This is a genomic window from Pasteurella multocida (genome assembly GCF_900187275.1).
In the GTDB taxonomy this organism is placed as follows: Bacteria; Pseudomonadota; Gammaproteobacteria; order Enterobacterales; family Pasteurellaceae; genus Pasteurella; species Pasteurella multocida.
Genome location: NZ_LT906458.1, coordinates 228,912 through 249,283, shown reverse-complemented (window position 1 = coordinate 249,283; position 20,372 = coordinate 228,912). Strand labels below are relative to the sequence as shown.

Below are 20,372 nucleotides of genomic sequence, written 5' to 3'. Positions count from 1 at the left end.
CGACCTAACACAAACCGTATCACTTTGTTCAGCTTCCTCTACACATTTCTGTGATCACACTCTCAAATATCAGTCTTTTTTCACAGATTACATTGCTATTTTCTGACCGAATATGTCACTATGCCTATTGAGTAATATTGTGCTGTTTGCTTTTTAATTTGATTTTACATAAGTCATAAATAAGAAGGAAAAGTCTATGATATTAAATGCCTTTCTGAAAGATCTAGAATCTCTCGTCAATATTGATAGCTATAGCTATGATCCTGTTGGTAAAGCACGTGTTGTCCAATTTTTTAAAGAAAAATTCCAGTCCATTGGTTGGCTTGTAGAAGAACGTTTTCTTGATGAAAAAGTGGGCTCTGCGCTGATTTGTAAAAATACGCCTTCTGATACATTTGATGTGGTTTTATCAGGACATATGGATACCGTGTTTAAAACTGGAACAGTCAATGAACGCCCATTTAGAATTGAGCAAGATAAAGCTTTTGGACCGGGAATTGCTGATATGAAAGCCGGTCTCTTAGCTGGATTTTACGCTTGTAAACAGTTAACCGAAGAAAATGCACTACAAGATGCAAAAGTCTGTGTGCTTTTCAATCCCGATGAAGAAATTAGTTCTATCTTCTCTCGCCCATTGTTAGAGGAGTATGCGAAAAAAACACGCTATGCCATTATTCTAGAAGCCGCCAGAATTAACGGTAACCTAGTCAACGAAAGAAAAGGGATTGGGAAGTATGTAATTGAATTTTTTGGCAAATCTGCTCATGCGGCAGTCGATCCACAAAACGGAGCAAATGCCATCAATGCGTTTATTCGTATCGCGCAAGATTTACTAAAAAGTACCGCGCCCGACAAAGGTACCACGATGAACATTGGTACTGTGGAAGGAGGGACCACGCCAAATACTGTACCTGACTATGTCAAAACACAAATTGATTGTCGCTTTACTTGTCTTGAGGAAAGTCAACGACTCAATCAACTTATTTACGCCCTAAATGACACGGTGACCGAAGAACGCGTCAAAATCAAAGTGACAGGGGGTATTACTCGTCCACCTTGGCGACGTACTGAAGCCGGTCTTCAATTCTGCGCCGCCGTCGATAAAATCAAAGAAAAACTCGGCATACAAGCTGAATGGGAATCTACTGCCGGTGGTTCTGATGGGAATTTCTTTGCAGCACTCGGTGTCACTGTCATTGATGGTATGGGACCAAGCGGTGGAAAATGGCACAGTCCTGATGAATACTTAAATATCGACTCCATCGAACCGAGAGTCAAACTCGTATCTGAAGTCATAAAATATTGTACTCAACATAAAGGAGACACGTCATGCTAGGACTACTGCTTGGATTAGCGGTAACCATTCTTGTTGGTTATCTCATTGTCAAAAAGTACAAAGCACAATTTGTGTTACTGTGTGGTGGTATTATCTTGATGTGCTTTGCGGTGCTATTTGGACTGGGTGAAATTCTGCCTGCCAATAAGTCAACTGGTTGGGTCGGTTTCGATATTTTTGAATTTATCAAAAACCTATTTAGTACACGTGCTGCCGATTTAGGTTTAATGATTATGGCTGTCGGCGGATTTGCTCGTTATATGGATAAAATCGGTGCCAGTGAAGCGTTAGTGAATATTGCAGTCAAGCCACTCAACGCCATTAAAGCGCCTTATTTAGTCTTGGCTTTAGCCTATATTGTTGGACAAATCCTCAATATTTTTATTCCAAGTGCATCAGGACTCGGTCTTCTTTTAATGCTCACTATCTTCCCGATTTTAGTCAATTTAGGAGTAAGTCGAGAAGGTGCAGCTGCGCTTATCGCGACTACGGCCTGTTTGGATTTAGGCCCCGCATCTGGTAATGCGGTATTAGCTGCCAAAACTGCCAATATTGACATTGCGGAATACTTTGTCGGTTATCAATTAAAATTAGCCATTATCACGATGTTAGTGATTTCAACCTCGCATTTCTTCGTGCAAAAATGGTTTGATAAAAGACAAGCTCTCACGGGTGGTGGTTCTGAATATGACGCAAGTCTAGAAGTTAACCTTGACAAACAAGACAAGCAAGCCTCGCCGGTACCTGCTGTTTATGTCCTGCTCCCCCTCCTACCTTTAGTTCTCATCTTAACCTTTAGTAAATTATTGGTTAGTAGCATTAAAATGAATGTTGCCACCGCAATGATCATCAGCTTATTTATTGCTATGCTATTTGAGTTTGTGCGCAAAAAAGATGTCAAACAGGTGTTTGCCGAAATGCAAGTGTTCTTTGATGGTATGGGAAAACAATTTGCTGCGGTAGTCACCCTAATTGTGGCGGGTGAAACCTTTGCTAAAGGGTTAACGGCTGTCGGCGCGATTGATACCATTATTTCAGGTGCACAAACCTTTGGCTTTGGTGTTTTCTTAATGACATTGGTGATGGTCTTAATTATTGCCCTTTCTGCTATTGTTATGGGTTCGGGGAATGCGCCTTTCTTCGCCTTTGCCGCTTTAGCCCCTAAAGTCGCTGGCGGATTAGGTATTTCACCTGTCTTGATGGTTCTCCCAATGCAACTGGTAGCGGGTATTGCAAGAAGTATGTCGCCAATTACGGCAGTCATTGTCGCGGTATCAGGTGTAGCGAATGTGTCACCGTTTGATTTGATTAAGCGTACCGCATTGCCAATGGCCTTTGCCTTGATTACGGTATTCTTGGGTACTTTCCTACTCTACCACTAATTATCTCTTATCATTCGGGGCGTACAATGTACGCCCGTTATTTTTGTGACCGCACTCTACTTTATCTAAACACGGCTAACTCTCTTATTGAATAAAAGCAAAGCTAGCCCAAAGTGGCAATGAAGCGGACATAAATAATAAAATGCTCAGCGTTGTATAAGAAAATACCCATTTTTTAAAGATATGCACCGCGATAAACATAGCGATCACTAAATGCAATACAAAATACAACACGAATGCTAGCTGATTGACAAAATACACGGCACTTGAAAAATACAGTAGCAAGCTCAACACACTGATCGCATTCAGTAACAACGCAATCAGCATCAAGAAAGGCAATAATCCAATAAACCCTTGTAAACGATTACGTGAAATCACTAAAGCAAGGTTCGCCAAAATAATCCCGACTAATACTTGCGCAAACAGACTATATTGTCCCCAATAACGTGGCGGAATCTCAATAAACATCAAGCAATAGCAAAGACAGCCAACGCCACCTATTAAGCTCGCGATAAAAAGCATGGAACGACGTAACTTCGCTTCCTCAGGCTGTTGCCAAATCGCGATAGCAACGGCAATACCACATAAGCTCAACATATCAGTCAAAATAAAATGGTAGTTAGAAAAAAGACTTAATAAAAGCCAAATACCCCAAAAAATGACAAAATAAAGATTCACTTGGCTTAAACGCCCCCGTTGTCCGGGACAAATTTGTCCTTTTGTGAAGACCAAAATGCAACACAATTGTGCAATTAAGACAGCAAAAGCGAGATGCGAAATTGCCTTGGCTTGTGAAGACAGAAACAGTGTAAAAATATCGGTACTGAGCAATAACAGTATCGGAAAAAGCGAGAAAAGTGCGGTCAAAATCGGCGATGTTTTTTCTTCTGACATAATCATAGTTTGCCTCAATAAAATGAATTCGCTCATTATGCAAGAATTTGAAAGTACGGTCAAAATTTCCTATTCTTTTCCGCTATTCCCCTCTAAAATAAGCTCACTTTAAACCGCACTTTTTTGAGAGAAAATTTATGCTGTTAAGCGTCCTCTACATTATTGGTATCACCGCAGAAGCCATTACAGGTGCTCTGGCTGCTGGACGTGAAAAAATGGATATTTTTGGCGTAATTATTATTGCTGCAATGACGGCGATTGGTGGTGGCTCAGTCAGAGATGTCTTACTCGGTCACTACCCTATCGGCTGGGTGAAAAATCCCCATTACTTTCTGATTGTGGCAGGTGCAGCGGTATTAACCGTCTTTATTGTGCCTCTAATTCGTCGCTTTATGCACTATTTTCATACCGTCTTCTTGGTCTTAGATGCCCTTGGTTTGATCGTGTTTTCCATTATCGGTGCACAAGTTGCACTGGACATGGGCTATGGCTTTACTATCGCTGTGATTGCCGCCATCATTACTGGTGCGTTTGGAGGGGTACTCCGTGATTTATTATGTAACCGTATTCCACTGGTTTTCCAAAAAGAGCTGTATGCCAGTATTGCATTGATTGCGACTGCCATTTATATTGGCTTACAGCAACTCAATATCGATCACAATCTTGTTATTATTATCACCTTGATCAGTGGCTTTATTGCTCGTCTTTTAGCAATTTATTTCGAGTGGGGGCTGCCTGTTTTTGACTATCAAGAGCAAGAAATGGCAAAGAAGAATAATGATGACAAATTACCCAAAAAAGTAACATGGAAAAAATAATCAGGAAAAAACAATGACCACAAATTTACAAGAAATGGGAAAACAGGCTAAACAAGCTGCCTTGGTACTCGCACAGCTCTCACAACAACAAAAAAATCAAGCACTCGAACACATTGCACAGCAACTTGAAGCACAAAGCGATAAGATTTTAGCCGAAAACCAAAAAGACATCACATTGGCAAAACAAAATGGATTATCCGATGCAATCATTGATCGTCTTTTACTCACGCAATCACGATTAAATGACATCGCTAATGATGTTCGCCATGTCATCTCTTTAGCTGATCCTGTTGGTCAACTCATTGATGGCGGCATACTTGATAGCGGTTTAAAAATTGAGCGAGTTCGTGTTCCTCTTGGTGTCATTGGTACTATTTATGAGGCCCGCCCGAATGTCACGATCGATGTGGCAAGTTTGTGCTTAAAAACAGGTAATGCGGTTATCTTACGCGGAGGCAAAGAAACACAATATTCTAATAAAATTTTAGTCGACGTCGTGCAACATGCTTTAGTCCAAGCCGGACTACCGAAATATGCTATGCAAGCAATTACCGATCCTGATCGTCACTTAGTGATGGAATTGCTGAAATTAGATCGTTATGTCGATATGATCATTCCTCGTGGTGGAGCAGGGTTACACGAACTTTGCAAACAACACTCGACTATTCCTGTCATTGTAGGAGGGATTGGGGTATGTCATCTATTTGTAGAACAAAGTGCAGATCTTGATAAAGCCCTGCCTTTAATTGAAAACGCCAAAACACAACGTCCAAGTACCTGTAATACGTTGGAAACACTGCTTGTCCAACGAACTATTGCTACGCAATTCTTACCCAAGTTGGCACAACACCTCTCCGCTAAGCGCGTCAAATTTCACGCGGATCCAACCGCACTTGCAATCTTACAATCGATACAAGCAGATGTTGAACCTATTCAAGCACATCAGCTATGCCAAGAATGGCTTTCTTATGATTTAAACGTGGTGATTGTTGACGATATTGAACAAGCTATTGCACATATTCGTGAATATGGAAGCCAACATTCCGACGGTATTCTGACCGGCTCACAGCAGTTGGCTCAACAATTTGTTGCACAGGTGGATTCGGCTGCGGTTTATGTTAATGCTAGCACACGTTTTACAGACGGGGGACAATTCGGACTCGGTGCAGAAGTCGCTGTCAGTACACAAAAACTGCATGCACGAGGTCCAATGGGACTAGAAGCATTGACGACCTATAAATGGGTTTGTGTTGGCGACTATTGCGTCAGAAGCTAAAAACGCGCCTTTTGTGACAACTTGTCAACCCCATGTTCACAAAATATGTTTGACAAGTTTTTTATAAATCGTTATTTGTTTTACCTCAAACACAACATACTGAAAATTAAAATAACTTAAACAGGAGCCAATCTATGTCTCATCTTTCGATTGCCAAATTTGGAGGCACCAGTGTCGCTAATTATGCTGCCATGTCTGCCTCGGCAAAAATTGTCGTGAATGATCCCAATACACGGGTTGTCGTACTTTCCGCTTCGGCAGGCGTCACTAACTTACTTGTTGCGTTAGCAAATGGCTGTGACAACGAAGAACGCACTAAATTAATCAATGAAGTTCGCCAAATTCAAGAAAATATCCTTTCGGAATTAAAAGATGATAGCTTAGTACGCAATAAAGTGGAAAAGTTACTGGCGAATATAGAATCGCTTGCTGAAGCAGCAAGCCTAGCGACCTCCCCTGCCCTCACAGATGAGCTGATTAGTCACGGGGAAATGATGTCTTCTCTGATCTTTGTTGAAATCTTACGCGAATTCAACACACCATCCACTTGGATTGATGTGCGTAATATTATCGCGACCGACAGCCATTTTGGCAAAGCAGCACCAAACGATCACAAAACGCAAGAAAACAGTACACATATTTTAAAACCCTTAATTGATCGCGGTGAATTGATCATTACACAAGGGTTTATTGGTCGTGATGAACAAGGCAAAACCACTACATTAGGTCGAGGTGGGAGTGATTATTCTGCGGCATTATTAGCCGAAGTACTCAACGCGAAAGATGTCTTGATTTGGACTGATGTCGCGGGTATTTATACCACTGATCCTCGTATCGTGCCGAATGCGAAGCGTATTGATACCATGAGTTTTTCTGAAGCGGCTGAAATGGCAACCTTTGGTGCCAAAGTCTTACATCCCGCTACATTATTGCCTGCAGTTCGCAGTAATATTCCTGTTTATGTTGGCTCCAGTAAAGCGCCTGAAGCAGGGGGCACTTGGGTAACCCGAGATCCTCAACACCGACCGATATTCCGAGCCATTGCTCTCCGTCGGGATCAAACTCTACTCACCCTCTCTAGCTTAAATATGTTGCATGCGCAAGGCTTTCTCGCTAACGTTTTTACGATCTTAGCCAAACATAAAATTTCTGTGGACGTGGTCACAACCTCAGAAGTCAGTATTGCGCTCACATTAGATAAAACTGGTTCCGCATCTTCTGGTCTCAGTTTACTTTCAAGCGCACTGATTGACGAATTAAGCCAACTTTGTAGTGTCAAAGTGGACAGTGATCTCGCTTTAGTCGCTTTAATCGGTAATGATTTGCATATTACCTCAGGTATTGCCAAACGTATTTTTGATACATTAGCCCCTTATAATATCCGCTCAATCAGTTATGGTGCGAGTACGAATAATGTTTGTCTTCTAGTCACCAATGCACATGCTGATGCTGTCGTTTCCGCATTACATAAAAATCTCTTTGAGTAACGCCTTGATAAAAAAGCGGTTAAGTCAAAAGATAAAGGTGCTTAACCGTTTTTTACCTTCTACAATTCATATAAATCCTCAAATAAAAACGTAAATTACATTGAGATTAATGTAAGAAAATAGTAAAGTAATCCGTTGTTCATTTTATTTATATACAAAGCTTAAAGGCGGAAAATACTATGGGAAAAAGTGTTGTTATCTTAGGTGCTCAATGGGGCGACGAAGGTAAAGGAAAAATTGTTGACTTATTAACTGACCGAGTGAAATATGTGGTGCGCTATCAAGGTGGTCATAATGCAGGTCACACCCTTATTATTAACGGTGAAAAAACCGTACTTCGTTTAATTCCATCTGGTATTTTACGTGAAAATGTAACTTGTTTGATCGGTAACGGCGTCGTGCTTTCTCCTGCGGCATTAATGCAAGAAATGGGCGAACTTGAAAGCCGTGGTATTAATGTACGTGAACGTTTATTAATCTCAGAAGCCTGTCCTTTAATCCTACCTTATCATGTTGCGATGGATCATGCGCGTGAAGCCGCTTTAGGTAAAAACAAAATTGGAACAACCGGACGTGGTATTGGTCCTGCTTATGAAGATAAAGTCGCACGCCGTGGTTTACGTGTAGGTGACTTATTTAATCGTGAAGCCTTTGCTGAAAAACTCAAAACGATCTTAGATTACTATAACTTCCAATTAGTCAATTACTATAAAGCCGAAGCCGTTGACTTCCAAAAAACGTTAGATGACGTTATGGCGGTCGCTGATATCATCACCGGTATGGTCGCTGATGTCACGACAATGCTAGATAAAGCTCGCAAAAATGGTGACAATATCTTATTCGAAGGTGCACAAGGCACGATGTTAGACATTGACCATGGTACTTATCCGTTTGTGACCAGTTCAAATACTACTGCTGGTGGCGTAGCAACCGGTGCCGGTTTTGGTCCTCGCAACTTAGATTATGTCTTAGGTATTATCAAAGCGTACTGTACACGTGTTGGTAGTGGACCATTCACTACAGAATTATTTGATGAAGTTGGTACAGAAATTGCGCGGAAAGGAAATGAATTTGGTGCCGTCACTGGTCGTCCACGTCGTTGTGGCTGGTTTGATGCGGTTGCAATTCGTCGCGCCATTCAACTTAATTCAATTTCCGGTTTTTGTATGACCAAACTAGACGTTTTAGACGGTTTTGATGAAGTCAAAATCTGTGTCGCTTATAAAATGCCAAATAGTGATATTCTTGACTATGCACCATTAGCAGCAAAAGACTGGGAAGGTGTCGAGCCAATTTATGAAACAATGCCGGGGTGGAAAGAAAATACCTTTGGTGTAACGGATGTCAACCAATTACCAGAAGCCTGCCGTAATTATGTCAAACGTATTGAAGAAGTTACAGGTGTGCCAGTAGACATTCTTTCAACCGGTCCAGACCGTGTTGAAACCATGATCTTACGTGATCCTTTTGCTGCCTAATTGACACCCTATTATCATATCAAAATGGAAAGCGAAATCAGCTTTCCATTTTCATCTCCCCTCCAAATCAATAGATTTAAACTATTAATTAAATAGATTTAACGAATTAAATTTATTATCCTAGATCAAAAATCCTTATTGTTTGTAGTGTTAATATGCTGATGCCTAACCAATAAGGAGTGATGATCTATGAGAGTTAAAAATCTATTCTTTTCCGTTGTTGCCATTGCAGTCGCCAGCTTTTTAGGCACAGTTGGTTATGTTCATATCTTTGATAAAGAACAATCCGCTAAACTGCTATCGCAAACGCCACTAAGTGGGCAAGCACAGCAAGTGGCAAAAATCTTGTATGACAATGGCTGTCAATATTGTCATAGTACTAATGCAGAGTTGCCTTTCTATGCTAAGTTTCCAGTGGCAGAAAGCATTATGCAAGAAGATATTAAAAAAGGCACACGTGTCTTTTTGTTAAATGAGATTCTTGATGGGTTAAAAGATCCTACTAAATTGTCTGAAGTCAGCCTCGCTAAATTAGAACAAGTTCTGATTAATGATGAAATGCCTGTCGCAAAATTTGTGCATTTACACTGGGGATCACGTCCTGATTTAGAGGAAAAAACAACGCTATTAAATTGGATACGTGAGCAACGCCAGAATCATTTTCTACCGGCAAATACACAAGGTACAGACCCAACGCGTTTAGTCCAACCGATTCCTGATAGTGTAGCAACGGATCCACTGAAAGTCGCATTGGGTGACATGCTATACCACGATGGACGTCTTTCAGGTGATGGTACAATCCAATGTCATACTTGCCATCAGTTGAAAAATGGTGGTGTAGATGGTCTAGATGTTTCTGTCGGTATTGATGGTCTCAAGGGAGGAATTAATGCCCCAACAGTGTATAACTCCGTTTTCAATATTTTACAATTCTGGGATGGACGAGCAAAAGATCTCGCTGAACAAGCCGGCGGTCCTCCTCTCAACCCAGTTGAAATGGGCTCTAAGAATTGGGAAGAAATTATCGCTAAATTCGAACAAGATGAAGCATTTAAAGCCAAGTTCTTAGCCGTTTATCCTGCGATTAATGAAGCCACAATTACACACGCCATTGCGGAATTTGAAAAAACATTGATCACACCAAACAGCGCATTTGACCGTTATTTGAAAGGCGAACAAAATGCACTCACAGCCGCACAAATACGTGGTTATGAGCTCTTCAAACAGCACAAATGCGATACTTGCCATGTTGGCGTCGCAATGGGTGGGCAATCCTTTGAATACATGGGCTTATTTGATGATTACTTTGCCGCCAGAGGCACACCGATAACAGAAGCTGATCAAGGACGCTTTGCACATACCCAAGATCCTGCTGATATGCATAAATTTAAGGTACCGACTCTACGTAATATTGCTCTGACTGCACCATATATGCACGATGCTCGCACATCGGATCTCAAAGAAGCCGTGCGTATTATGTTACATTATCAAAGTGGTAAAACGTTACCGACCAAAGATGTAGAAGATATCAGTGCATTCTTAGAATCACTCACCGGTGAATATCAAGGCAAGTTATTAACCAAAGAAAATCAGTAAAGGCTTACGTTGTACTCATCAAACCAAAGACCTGGCACGTGCTAGGTCTTTTTTCTTGCCCAACAGGGACTTTATTCCGACTTTTATTGATCTAGATCACATTTTTACAAAAAATTATTGAGAATAACACTCAATATGAAATAGAAATTTTCTTAATAAAACCAATCAGTAAGGGAGAATATCGTCGCCTTTTCATCCTTAAACGAACACAAAAAACACTATATCTTGTGGTTGAAAATAAAATTTTAACTATATATAGTATCCTCGTTCTTTGGGTCATATAGATAAAATAGGGTGAAAAAATGGCAACTTTCTTTGTAATTAAACGCGATGGTTCACGAACGGGGTTTGAAATCCAACGTATTATTAATGCAATTAAAAAAGCGGCACAAGCAGTGAATATTGAAGATGAACGCTATTGTCATACAATGGGACAGCAGGTATGTAATGACATCTTTACCCGTTACCAACAAGAAATTGATATCAGCCACATTCAAAAAATCGTAGAAAATACCTTAATGGCGGGAAAATACCCTGAAATAGCGCGAGCTTATATCGAATACCGCCATGATCGGGATCTTGCGCGAGAAAAACGCAGTCAACTCACAAAAGAAATCGAAGGGTTAATTCAGCAAAGTAATGTTGAACTCCTCAATGAAAATGCCAATAAAGATGCGAAAGTTATCCCAACTCAACGCGATCTCTTAGCGGGTATTGTGGCAAAACATTACGCTAAACGTTATATTCTGCCACGCGATGTCGTGGACGCACATGAAAAAGGGGAAATTCATTATCACGATTTAGACTATGCCCCATTTTTCCCAATGTTTAACTGTATGCTTGTCGATCTCAAAGGTATGCTAAGTAATGGTTTCAAAATGGGTAATGCCGAAATTGAACCACCAAAATCGATCACAACAGCAACCGCAGTCAGTGCACAAATTATCGCACAAGTCGCGAGCCATATTTACGGTGGTACCACGATTAACCGTATAGATGAAATCCTTGCTCCCTATGTGCAATTAAGTTATGAAAAACATTTAAAAACTGCAGCGGAGTGGAAAGTTCCTGAACCAGAAGCCTATGCAAAAGCACTCATTGAAAAAGAATGTTTCGACGCTTTTCAATCCTTAGAATATGAAGTCAATACGCTGCATACTTCAAATGGGCAAACCCCTTTTGTCACTTTTGGCTTTGGCTTAGGGACGACGTGGCAATCGAAACTTATCCAGCGCTCAATTCTGAAAAATCGTATTCGTGGTTTAGGCAAAAATCACAAAACCCCTGTCTTCCCAAAACTGGTGTTTACCATTAAAAAAGGCATTAACCATAGCCCTAGTGATCCTAACTACGACATTAAACAACTGGCTTTAGAATGTGCCTCCAAACGGATGTATCCTGATATTCTCAATTATGACCAAGTGGTGAAAGTCACGGGTTCTTTTAAAGCACCAATGGGATGCCGTAGTTTCTTAGGCGCCTATCAGGAGCAAGGACAGGAAATCCATGATGGACGTAATAACTTAGGCGTAGTGAGTTTGAATTTACCGCGTATTGCAATTGAAGCCAACGCCACGAATTCAGCTCAAAGAGCGGTCAAGTTTTATAAAATTTTAGATCAACGTCTTGCGATTGCCAAAAAAGCCTTAATGACACGCATTGCACGTTTAGAACATACCAAAGCTCGCGTTGCCCCAATTCTTTATATGGAGGGCGCTTGTGGTGTACGCTTAAAGGCTGATGACAATGTGGCACAAATCTTTAAAAATGGGCGTGCCTCTATTTCGTTAGGCTATATTGGTATCCATGAAACAATCAATGCTCTCTACGGCGATAAACATATTTATGATGATGAACAACTCCGCCAAAAAGGGATTGAAATCGTCGAATATTTACACGAGACCGTGCAACGTTGGAAACAAGAAACAGGCTATGCTTTCAGCCTATATTCCACACCAAGTGAAAACCTTTGTGACCGTTTCTGCCGCTTGGATACTAAGCAATTTGGGCTTATCGAAGGTGTCACAGATAAAGGCTACTATACCAATAGCTACCACTTAGACGTAGAGAAAAAAGTCAATCCTTATGACAAGATAGATTTTGAATTGCCTTATCCACCGTTCGCAAGCGGCGGGTTTATTTGCTATGGTGAATACCCAAATGTTCAGCATAACCTTAAAGCATTGGAGGACGTTTGGGATTATAGCTATGACAGAGTGCCTTACTATGGGACCAATACACCGATTGATGAATGCTATGAATGTGGTTTCAGTGGTGAATTTGAATGTACAAGTAAAGGGTTTACTTGTCCGAAATGTGGTAACCATGACAGTGAGAAAGTCTCCGTGACCCGACGTGTCTGTGGCTATCTTGGCAGTCCAGATGCCAGACCATTTAATGCCGGTAAACAAGAAGAAGTCAAGCGCAGAGTAAAACATCTCTAAGCCAGTTCGACGTCCTTGACCATATGTCACGGACGTCAGTATCACAGAAAATAAACACGGTGAAGCCCGCTATGAATTACGTCCAATATTATCCTACTGACATCGTGAATGGAGAAGGAACAAGGTGTACACTTTTTGTCAGTGGCTGTACGCATGCTTGCCGAGGTTGCTACAACAAAAAAAGTTGGTCTTTTTGTGCTGGCCTTCCATTCGATGAAAAAATGGAAGCACAAATCCTTCAAGATCTCAAAGATACCCGTATTAAACGCCAAGGATTAACCTTAACAGGTGGTGATCCGCTCCATCCACGTAATCTGGCGGTACTTCTTCCCTTTGTCAAACGAGTCAAACACGAATGTCCTGATAAAGATCTTTGGGTCTGGACGGGTTATACCTTAGCAGAGCTCAAAGCCGATACATTACAACGGCAAATACTGCCTTATATTGATGTCTTAATTGATGGTAAGTTTGAACAGGATAAAGCGGATCCAAGCCTTGTATGGCGCGGTTCTGCTAATCAGATTATTTATCGTTTCACACAATACTAAGCGATATGGATGCTAGCAGCTGAGTTACATGAGTACCCAAAAGATCAGGAGGTTACCTAATATGAACAGAATCGTACCTAAAATAAGATTAAATCTTGCCGAACGCGACAAGATCGCCCACCCTTTTCTTGGTTTCTTTTGCATTGCATTTCGCTGATATGCTGGTTTAACCACTTGTGCATCAGACAAGTCTTTAGAAACCCAAGCAACGCGCTCAGAAAGTAATAAATAAATGCGTAATAAGAGTAACATCCTTGCTTTGAGCATAAGTTATCTTCTCAACATAAAAAGAGTAAATAGGAACTTTAAATTGAAAACAGCTTACAGCTATTTTGCCAAATAACTTGCTTAATTTCTTCTGGTCTTTCCGCTCTTAACTCACATAAATGAGCAAAAATATTGACGATTCTCTCCGGTCGATTGACCTGTCCTTGAAAGCCAAATACAGGCATATCAGGCGCATCTGTTTCTAATACAAGGCAATCTAAAGGCAAACGGCGAATCACATCACGAGTTTTATTCGCACGCAAATACGTAATCGTCCCGCCTACTCCGATTTTATAACCGAGATCAACAAAACGAACAGCTTGTTGATAGCTACCAGAAAATCCGTGGATAATACCACACATTGGTGAAGAAATATACCGTAAAAAAGGAACAAGCTGATCATGTGCTTTACGTGAATGTAAACTGACCGCTAAGCCATACTGCTTTGCCAATGCTAGCTGTGCTTCAAGAAACGCACATTGTTTTTCCCATAGCCCGTCATTTAACAAATCGGGTACCGCTCTTTCTAGACCAATTTCTGCCACAGCACAACAATTAGAAAGTCGTTTGTCTAACGTCTGTTGCAATTTCTCTAAATCAGCGTAAGTATGCTGCCGAATATACAAAGGATGAAGCCCGACGCCGTAATACAAAGACTCAGGATACGCAGTAGCCATTTGTGTAAGTGTCACAATATGCTCGGAAGAGACGCCAACCATTAGCATTTTTTGCACATTGGCTTGTTGTGCTTGTTCCACTAATTGTGCCAGCGTTTCTCCTGTTTCTTGCTGTAAATAATCTAAATGGATATGTGTATCAAAAAATGGCATATCGTTTTCTATTCATTCTTATGGATTAGAACTAGAGAGTTATTTTCCCTGAATAATCAAAATAACGACCCGCTATCGCGCCCATAAAAGTGATGCTAGCCTTGCTCTATTCAATAGTGACACTTTTAATGATCACTGGCGCTTTTGGTACATCACGGTGAAATCCTGATCGCTCAGTATCTACTTGGCTAATACGATCAACCACGTCCATACCTGCCACTACGTTAGCAAAAACCGCATATCCCCAACCTTTTTGCGTTTCTGCACTAAAATTCAAAAAATCATTGTCAACTGTATTAATAAAGAATTGCGCTGTGGCAGAATGCGGATCAGACGTCCGTGCCATTGCAACAGTACCGCGCAAATTTTTCAAACCATTATTCGCCTCATTTGTAATAGGCGCATCGGTTTTCTTTTGCTTCATCCCAACCTCAAATCCCCCAGCTTGAATCATAAAACTGGGAATAACACGATGAAAAATCGTACCGTTATAAAATCCCGCTTGGCTATAACGTAGAAAATTCTGAGTGCTAATGGGCGCTTTCTCCTCTTCTAACACCATTTTAATATCGCCATAATTTGTATGTAAAACCACATTCTTTGCTTGAGCAACACAAACAACACCAGCAAGCAAAAGTGCGGTAATTATTCTTAACATTTTCTCTTCTCCTAAAAGAATCCCCTCAATTACGAGGGGAGAGACTGATTATTCAACGGTCACTGCAGTAATCACGATGGCTTCTTGTGGTACATCTTGGTGAAACCCTTTATTTCCGGTTTTCACGCCTTTGATCTTATCTACTACATCCATGCCCTCAACCACTTCACCAAAGACGGCATAGCCCCACTCTTGTACCACCTTTTTACCAAATAACTCTTTTGAACGGTGATCTAAAAAAGTATTATCTGCTACATTAATAAAAAATTGTGCGGTCGCAGAATGAGGATCCGATGTTCGCGCCATCGCAATTGTGCCACGTTTGTTACTTAAACCATTGTTGGCTTCATTTTGGATCGGCGCATTCGTCTTTTTCTCACGCATCGCCTCATCCATACCACCACCTTGGATCATAAATCCATCAATAACACGATGAAAAATTGTGTTATCATAGAATCCACTTTTACAGTAATTTACAAAGTTTTGTGCTGTGTTCGGTGCTTTTTCATGATCTAATTGAATTTTAATGTTACCCAAGTTAGTGTGTAATGTAATCATATCTGTTTTCCTCTAATAGTTTTATATCATTCGATTATTTCATAAAAGCGCATTAAATGCTATAAAGTAACTTTGTTTATGGCAAATACGCTATGCTAAATTTATAACACTCCTATACACTTAAGAGAACCAATCCATGCTAAAAATTTTTAATACATTAACAAGAGAAAAGGAAATCTTTAAACCCATTCATGCCAACAAAGTGGGTATGTATGTTTGCGGTATTACGGTTTATGATTTATGCCACGTAGGACACGGGCGTACATTCGTTTGTTTTGATGTGATTGCTCGTTATCTTCGGTATTTAGGCTATAACTTAACTTATGTGCGTAACATCACAGATGTGGACGATAAAATTATCAAACGGGCATTAGAAAATAATGAGACATGTAATCAACTTGTTGAAAAAATGATTTCAGAAATGCACAAAGACTTTGATGCACTCAATGTATTACGTCCAGATGTAGAACCCCGTGCAACCCACCATATTCCTGAAATTATCGCAATGATTGAAAAGCTGATAGCTCGTCAACATGCTTATGTATCCGCTAATGGTGATGTGATGTTTGATGTCGAAAGTTTTAAAGAATACGGAAAGCTTTCTCGTCAAAATTTAGAACAGCTCCAAGCAGGCGCTCGTGTTGAAATTGTCAATGTCAAAAAAAATCCGATGGATTTTGTGTTATGGAAAATGTCCAAACCAGGGGAGCCAAGTTGGTCATCCCCTTGGGGAGAAGGTCGTCCCGGTTGGCATATTGAGTGTTCTGCCATGAACCATAAAGAATTAGGTGAGCATTTTGATATTCATGGCGGAGGCTCGGATTTAACCTTCCCTCACCATGAAAATGAAATTGCACAGTCTTGCTGTGCCCATAGTGGACGCTACGTTAACTATTGGATACATTCTGGCATGATTATGGTTGATCGAGAAAAAATGTCCAAATCACTGGGTAATTTCTTTACATTACGTGAAGTATTATCACTCTATGACGCAGAAAGTGTACGTTACTTTCTACTGACAGCACATTACCGTAGCCAATTAAATTACAGCGAAGAAAACCTCAATCTTGCGCACAGTGCTTTAGAACGTTTATATACGGCATTACGAGGAACAGACCCAACTGCAGTCGCGACAGAAGGGCAAAACTACCTTGCTGCCTTTAGAGAAGCCATGGATGATGATTTCAATACTCCGAAAGCCATTTCAGTCTTATTCGAAATCGCACGTGAAATCAACAAACTGAAAAATGAAGATATATTAAAAGCCAATGCGCTTGCAGCCCGCTTACGTGAATTAGCGGGAATATTAGGTTTACTCTACCAAGATCCAGAGCAATTCTTACAATCGGGTTCAGACAATGATGAAGTCGTGCTGATTGAGGCGTTAATCAAACAGCGTAATGATGCCCGGGCAGCAAAAGATTGGGCAAGTGCGGATGCCGCACGTAACAAACTGGCTGAAATGGGTGTGGTATTAGAAGATAACGTAAATGGTACCACTTGGCGTAAACAGTAAGTCAAAAAATCATAAAAAATGGCAAGGCTCTCACCTTGCCATTTTTTTAACTAAAATCCAGCCTGTTTCTCAAGTTGTTCCACAAGTGCATCATCTAAATTTAAGGCTTGCGCTAATTGACCAAGAAACACAATTTCTTTACGTGATAAATCTTGGCATACCATGCGTGCAGCAAGGTACACCTGCGTGGCAAGTGCGGTATCTTTTCCGACTATTTTCGCAATCTCGCTCACACTTATCGGATGCGTGATTTCTTGCTCTAACCACTGTTGTAACGCCGGATCATCCCCGCCTTCTTGCATAATCAAGGCACGTTCCGATTCCTCTAATACGCCATCCGAAATCGCAGCTGCAATCATCGTGCGTAGAATAATGGCGCTACTGTCTTCCGTTTGCGGAGTTGCTACGAATGCTTCTTGCGAAAGCTCGCCTGTATTTTGAACAGGCTGGTTCTTCTGATAATTCTGATAGGCTTGATAAGCTAAACTGCCCAAAGCAGCCAATGAGCCCAATTTCGTCAATTTCGCGCCACCCTTGCGACCAAGCACCATGGACAAAATCCCCGCCAAAGCCGCACCACCACCCACTTTCGTGATTGTATCCGCCGTACTTTGACTAGGCTTATTCAACTGACCCGCAGATTGAGTGACGGTATTTAAAACTTCATTTAATAAACGATTAAAATTCATGTTAGCTTTCCTCATAAAGTACCAATAAGAACTCCATTAGACTGTTTATCTTATAAAAGATTCACACAAACCCAAAGTGAAAAAATTTTCACAAAAATGACCGCTCTTTTTCGTCGTTTATCTGTGCTATCACCGCTTGTGTCAAACGCCCAATTTCTTGCCAATTTTGTTGTTGAATTAGCTGTTTTTCTACAAACCAAGAACCACCACAAGCGACCACATTAGGAATTGCCAAATAATCACAGATATTTTGTAAATGAATGCCCCCTGTTGGCATAATTTGTAACATCGGATAAGGTCCTAACAATGCTTTAATCATTGCTACTCCGCCCGAAGCTTCCGCGGGGAAAAATTTTACAGCATGAATGCCCATTTCAAGCGCAGCTTCAATTGCCATTGGGTTATTCACGCCGGGGATAATGGGGAAGGATAAACGTTGACACAGTTCAACAATTTTTGGATTAAATCCCAGTGTCACCACACAATCTGCCCCCGCATTCTTGGCTTGCATCACCTGTTCTGGGTTAAGCACCGTGCCAGCCGCGACAAAAATAGCTGGGCGTTGTTGTTTAAGTAAACGAATGGCTTGTTCCGCTGCACTTGAACGAAACGTGATTTCTACGACAGGTAAACCATGTTCAGCTAAACAATCTGCTAGCGGTAAAATCATCTCAGGATTATCTAACGCAATCACAGGAATGACTTTCCAAGCGCGTAATTTTTCAACGATCTCTGCGGTGCGGTAAGCCATGTTGTTCTCCTCTAAACCGTATTATGCTTGTTGTTCAAAAACGCGGATTTTATTAAAAGCATCTGACAAATCCGAAGCAAAATTAATTTTCTGAATTTCATTTACCGTATTCGATTTGACAATCATTCGTAGCGGTTGAAATTGCATATTACACATATAAAGCTGTTGATGTGGCAACATATGTTGTACAAAACGAGTCAACGCATGAATACCTCCCGTATCGAGCACCGTGACCGCATCGCATTGCAATACAATATGTTTAATTTCATGCTCGGTATTGACGGTTTTATCATGTAAATCGGCAAATAAATTATCTGCTGCAGCAAAAAATAACGGTCCACTAATACGATAAACTAGCACATCATTTAAATCTTCAGGATGGGCAATTTCAATCGACTTTGTCATTTCTGCAATTGTACGAATAAACAGTAAACTTGCTAATAAGACGCCAACAGTAATCGCAATCACCATATCAAAAATGATTGTTAAAATTAAGCACGTTAATAACACCGCGATTTCATTACGACCAGAGCGGCGGATGAGCTGAATAATTTGGGGTACATTTGCCATATTCCATGCCACAACGAGCAATAAAGCTGCCATCGACGAAAGCGGTAAATAAGATAACGCATTTGCAAAAAACAAGAGCGCAAACAGAACCAATAATGCATGTACAACACTGGAAATAGGTGACACGCCACCTGCTTTTACATTCGCGACAGAACGCGCAATCGCCGCTGTCGCTGTGATCCCCCCTAAAAACGGTGCGGCAATATTCCCTAATCCTTGTGCTAATAATTCATTATTAGAATGGTGTTTTGTGTCTGTCATATTATCTAAAATCACCGCACATAATAAGGATTCAATTGCGCCTAATACTGCCATAGAAAACGCTGCCGGTAATAACGCTTGAATGGTCTCTAAATTCCAAGTAATCACTTCCCCTTGTGCATTCGGAATATGCCAAGGCAAGATAAATTCAGGTAAGGCATTTGGAATACCAAATCCTTGTGTGCCATCGGATAAAGTGTATTGAAAGGCTGAACCAATGGTGGCAACATCTTGACCTACAGAAATTAAGCCTAAAGACAATAACGTGGCAATAATCACAGCAGGTAAATGACCCGGAATAGGTAAACGTAATTTATGCCATTGCGTTAACATCAATAAGGTCACGATCCCAACAAGAGCATCAGCCCAATTGATCGTCGGTAATGCAGTGACAATAGTTTGCACTTTTTCAAGATAATGCGCAGGCATTTCCAAAATAGATAGCCCTAAAAAATCTTTAATTTGTAACGTGGCAATGACGATACCAATTCCACAGGTAAAACCTAGGGTAACGGGCAAAGGAATGTATTCGATGAGACGTCCTAAGCGGAACAAAGCCATGAGAACTAAAATCAAGCCCGATAACAACGTGGCCATTAACAAGCCACCCAAACCAAACTGTTGCGTAATCGGGTACAAAATCACTACAAATGCCGCCGTGGGACCAGAAACATTAAAACGCGATCCCCCTGTTACCGCTATAATCATCCCTGCGACAATCGCTGTATATAAACCATGTTGAGGCGCTACGCCACTGGCAATCGCCAGTGCCATTGACAAAGGAATTGCAATCACCCCAATAGTTAAACCGGCGATAATATCTCTAATTAAAGATTGACGCGTGTAACCTGCGCGAAAACTCTCTTTTAACGCACTAAAAGGCTTAACGGCTAAGAACACATTTTTGCTGAGAAACCATTTCTTCAACATATTAAAATAAGACCTACAAAATTTAAGAAAACAAGACTGTTTATTTTATCTCAATTTAGCACAGCATTTTATGTTCTAACGCA

General features: G+C 40.8%; 18 protein-coding genes. 10 read left to right on the top strand and 8 right to left on the bottom strand.

Features of this window, described 5'->3' with window-relative positions; all coding sequences use genetic code 11:
• The first annotated feature begins 196 nt into the window (after nt 1–196).
• Together CKV69_RS01190 and dcuC are read left to right on the top strand one after the other, a co-directional pair.
• The gene (locus tag CKV69_RS01190) at nt 197–1,336 is read left to right on the top strand and encodes a M20 family metallopeptidase (RefSeq protein ID WP_014325811.1); all 1,140 of its coding nucleotides are present in this window, start codon (nt 197–199) and stop codon (nt 1,334–1,336) included.
• Complete coding sequence (gene dcuC, locus CKV69_RS01185; RefSeq protein ID WP_005754391.1) at nt 1,330–2,718, top strand: C4-dicarboxylate transporter DcuC; 1,389 nt, start codon at nt 1,330–1,332, stop codon at nt 2,716–2,718. The genes CKV69_RS01190 and dcuC overlap by 7 nt, the downstream gene beginning before the upstream one ends.
• An 84-nt stretch (nt 2,719–2,802) precedes the next feature.
• Here dcuC and CKV69_RS01180 read toward each other — a convergent pair whose 3' ends face one another.
• Entirely contained in the window at nt 2,803–3,618 is an 816-nt protein-coding gene (locus CKV69_RS01180; protein ID WP_016504367.1) for a hypothetical protein, read from the bottom strand.
• Nucleotides 3,619–3,749: 131 nt separating this feature from the next.
• Here CKV69_RS01180 and CKV69_RS01175 point away from each other — a divergent pair, with 131 nt between their 5' ends.
• The 7 genes from CKV69_RS01175 to nrdG all read left to right on the top strand — a co-directional run bounded on the left by CKV69_RS01175 (nt 3,750) and on the right by nrdG (nt 13,259).
• Entirely contained in the window at nt 3,750–4,430 is a 681-nt protein-coding gene (locus CKV69_RS01175) for a trimeric intracellular cation channel family protein (RefSeq protein ID WP_005717062.1), read from the top strand.
• 13 nt (nt 4,431–4,443) lie between these two features.
• A complete protein-coding gene (gene proA, locus CKV69_RS01170) occupies nt 4,444–5,706 on the top strand; it encodes a glutamate-5-semialdehyde dehydrogenase (protein WP_016504366.1) in 1,263 nt (420 codons plus the stop codon).
• Between the two features lie 134 nt (nt 5,707–5,840).
• Nucleotides 5,841–7,193: a lysine-sensitive aspartokinase 3 gene (gene lysC / locus CKV69_RS01165; protein WP_005751694.1), complete on the top strand. Its 1,353-nt coding sequence runs from the start codon at nt 5,841–5,843 to the stop codon at nt 7,191–7,193.
• A 179-nt stretch (nt 7,194–7,372) separates the two neighbouring features.
• The gene (purA, locus tag CKV69_RS01160) at nt 7,373–8,671 is read left to right on the top strand and encodes an adenylosuccinate synthase (RefSeq protein WP_014325808.1); all 1,299 of its coding nucleotides are present in this window, start codon (nt 7,373–7,375) and stop codon (nt 8,669–8,671) included.
• A gap of 189 nt (nt 8,672–8,860) precedes the next feature.
• Nucleotides 8,861–10,267: a cytochrome-c peroxidase gene (locus CKV69_RS01155; RefSeq protein WP_005722865.1), complete on the top strand. Its 1,407-nt coding sequence runs from the start codon at nt 8,861–8,863 to the stop codon at nt 10,265–10,267.
• Nucleotides 10,268–10,569: 302 nt separating this feature from the next.
• The gene (gene nrdD / locus CKV69_RS01150; protein ID WP_014325807.1) at nt 10,570–12,711 is read left to right on the top strand and encodes an anaerobic ribonucleoside-triphosphate reductase; all 2,142 of its coding nucleotides are present in this window, start codon (nt 10,570–10,572) and stop codon (nt 12,709–12,711) included.
• Nucleotides 12,712–12,782: 71 nt separating this feature from the next.
• Complete coding sequence (nrdG, locus tag CKV69_RS01145; RefSeq protein WP_010906934.1) at nt 12,783–13,259, top strand: anaerobic ribonucleoside-triphosphate reductase-activating protein; 477 nt, start codon at nt 12,783–12,785, stop codon at nt 13,257–13,259.
• 24 nt (nt 13,260–13,283) lie between these two features.
• Here the strand turns inward: nrdG and CKV69_RS01140 are convergent, their stop codons facing one another.
• The 4 genes from CKV69_RS01140 to CKV69_RS01125 form a co-directional block, all read right to left on the bottom strand.
• On the bottom strand, nt 13,284–13,526 hold the full coding sequence (locus CKV69_RS01140; RefSeq protein WP_005722869.1) for a hypothetical protein: 243 nt from the start codon (nt 13,524–13,526) through the stop codon (nt 13,284–13,286).
• Nucleotides 13,527–13,564: 38 nt separating this feature from the next.
• A complete protein-coding gene (locus tag CKV69_RS01135; RefSeq protein WP_005751698.1) occupies nt 13,565–14,356 on the bottom strand; it encodes a TatD family hydrolase in 792 nt (263 codons plus the stop codon).
• A 106-nt stretch (nt 14,357–14,462) separates the two neighbouring features.
• A complete protein-coding gene (locus tag CKV69_RS01130) occupies nt 14,463–15,014 on the bottom strand; it encodes a peptidylprolyl isomerase (RefSeq protein ID WP_014325805.1) in 552 nt (183 codons plus the stop codon).
• Nucleotides 15,015–15,062: 48 nt separating this feature from the next.
• Entirely contained in the window at nt 15,063–15,572 is a 510-nt protein-coding gene (locus CKV69_RS01125; RefSeq protein WP_005717092.1) for a peptidylprolyl isomerase, read from the bottom strand.
• Between the two features lie 136 nt (nt 15,573–15,708).
• On the opposite strand from CKV69_RS01125, the gene cysS reads away from it, so the two are divergent.
• Nucleotides 15,709–17,088: a cysteine--tRNA ligase gene (gene cysS, locus CKV69_RS01120; protein ID WP_014325804.1), complete on the top strand. Its 1,380-nt coding sequence runs from the start codon at nt 15,709–15,711 to the stop codon at nt 17,086–17,088.
• Between the two features lie 50 nt (nt 17,089–17,138).
• Here cysS and CKV69_RS01115 read toward each other — a convergent pair whose 3' ends face one another.
• The 3 genes from CKV69_RS01115 to dauA all read right to left on the bottom strand — a co-directional run bounded on the left by CKV69_RS01115 (nt 17,139) and on the right by dauA (nt 20,289).
• On the bottom strand, nt 17,139–17,777 hold the full coding sequence (locus CKV69_RS01115; RefSeq protein WP_014325803.1) for a tellurite resistance TerB family protein: 639 nt from the start codon (nt 17,775–17,777) through the stop codon (nt 17,139–17,141).
• Between the two features lie 88 nt (nt 17,778–17,865).
• Nucleotides 17,866–18,528 carry a bifunctional 4-hydroxy-2-oxoglutarate aldolase/2-dehydro-3-deoxy-phosphogluconate aldolase gene (locus CKV69_RS01110; protein WP_014325802.1) on the bottom strand — a complete coding sequence of 221 codons (663 nt, stop codon included), beginning with the start codon at nt 18,526–18,528 and terminating at the stop codon, nt 17,866–17,868.
• Between the two features lie 21 nt (nt 18,529–18,549).
• Nucleotides 18,550–20,289: a C4-dicarboxylic acid transporter DauA gene (gene dauA, locus CKV69_RS01105; protein WP_025248428.1), complete on the bottom strand. Its 1,740-nt coding sequence runs from the start codon at nt 20,287–20,289 to the stop codon at nt 18,550–18,552.
• Between the last annotated feature and the right edge of the window lie 83 nt (nt 20,290–20,372).

What these genes read in the sequence shown, in the direction of transcription:
- CKV69_RS01190 (WP_014325811.1), top strand. Translation starts at nt 197, where the DNA reads ATGATATTAAATGCCTTTCTGAAAGATCTAGAATCTCTCGTCAATATT.
- dcuC (WP_005754391.1), top strand. Translation starts at nt 1,330, where the DNA reads ATGCTAGGACTACTGCTTGGATTAGCGGTAACCATTCTTGTTGGTTAT.
- CKV69_RS01180 (WP_016504367.1), bottom strand. Translation starts at nt 3,618, where the DNA reads ATGATTATGTCAGAAGAAAAAACATCGCCGATTTTGACCGCACTTTTC.
- CKV69_RS01175 (WP_005717062.1), top strand. Translation starts at nt 3,750, where the DNA reads ATGCTGTTAAGCGTCCTCTACATTATTGGTATCACCGCAGAAGCCATT.
- proA (WP_016504366.1), top strand. Translation starts at nt 4,444, where the DNA reads ATGACCACAAATTTACAAGAAATGGGAAAACAGGCTAAACAAGCTGCC.
- lysC (WP_005751694.1), top strand. Translation starts at nt 5,841, where the DNA reads ATGTCTCATCTTTCGATTGCCAAATTTGGAGGCACCAGTGTCGCTAAT.
- purA (WP_014325808.1), top strand. Translation starts at nt 7,373, where the DNA reads ATGGGAAAAAGTGTTGTTATCTTAGGTGCTCAATGGGGCGACGAAGGT.
- CKV69_RS01155 (WP_005722865.1), top strand. Translation starts at nt 8,861, where the DNA reads ATGAGAGTTAAAAATCTATTCTTTTCCGTTGTTGCCATTGCAGTCGCC.
- nrdD (WP_014325807.1), top strand. Translation starts at nt 10,570, where the DNA reads ATGGCAACTTTCTTTGTAATTAAACGCGATGGTTCACGAACGGGGTTT.
- nrdG (WP_010906934.1), top strand. Translation starts at nt 12,783, where the DNA reads ATGAATTACGTCCAATATTATCCTACTGACATCGTGAATGGAGAAGGA.
- CKV69_RS01140 (WP_005722869.1), bottom strand. Translation starts at nt 13,526, where the DNA reads ATGCTCAAAGCAAGGATGTTACTCTTATTACGCATTTATTTATTACTT.
- CKV69_RS01135 (WP_005751698.1), bottom strand. Translation starts at nt 14,356, where the DNA reads ATGCCATTTTTTGATACACATATCCATTTAGATTATTTACAGCAAGAA.
- CKV69_RS01130 (WP_014325805.1), bottom strand. Translation starts at nt 15,014, where the DNA reads ATGTTAAGAATAATTACCGCACTTTTGCTTGCTGGTGTTGTTTGTGTT.
- CKV69_RS01125 (WP_005717092.1), bottom strand. Translation starts at nt 15,572, where the DNA reads ATGATTACATTACACACTAACTTGGGTAACATTAAAATTCAATTAGAT.
- cysS (WP_014325804.1), top strand. Translation starts at nt 15,709, where the DNA reads ATGCTAAAAATTTTTAATACATTAACAAGAGAAAAGGAAATCTTTAAA.
- CKV69_RS01115 (WP_014325803.1), bottom strand. Translation starts at nt 17,777, where the DNA reads ATGAATTTTAATCGTTTATTAAATGAAGTTTTAAATACCGTCACTCAA.
- CKV69_RS01110 (WP_014325802.1), bottom strand. Translation starts at nt 18,528, where the DNA reads ATGGCTTACCGCACCGCAGAGATCGTTGAAAAATTACGCGCTTGGAAA.
- dauA (WP_025248428.1), bottom strand. Translation starts at nt 20,289, where the DNA reads ATGTTGAAGAAATGGTTTCTCAGCAAAAATGTGTTCTTAGCCGTTAAG.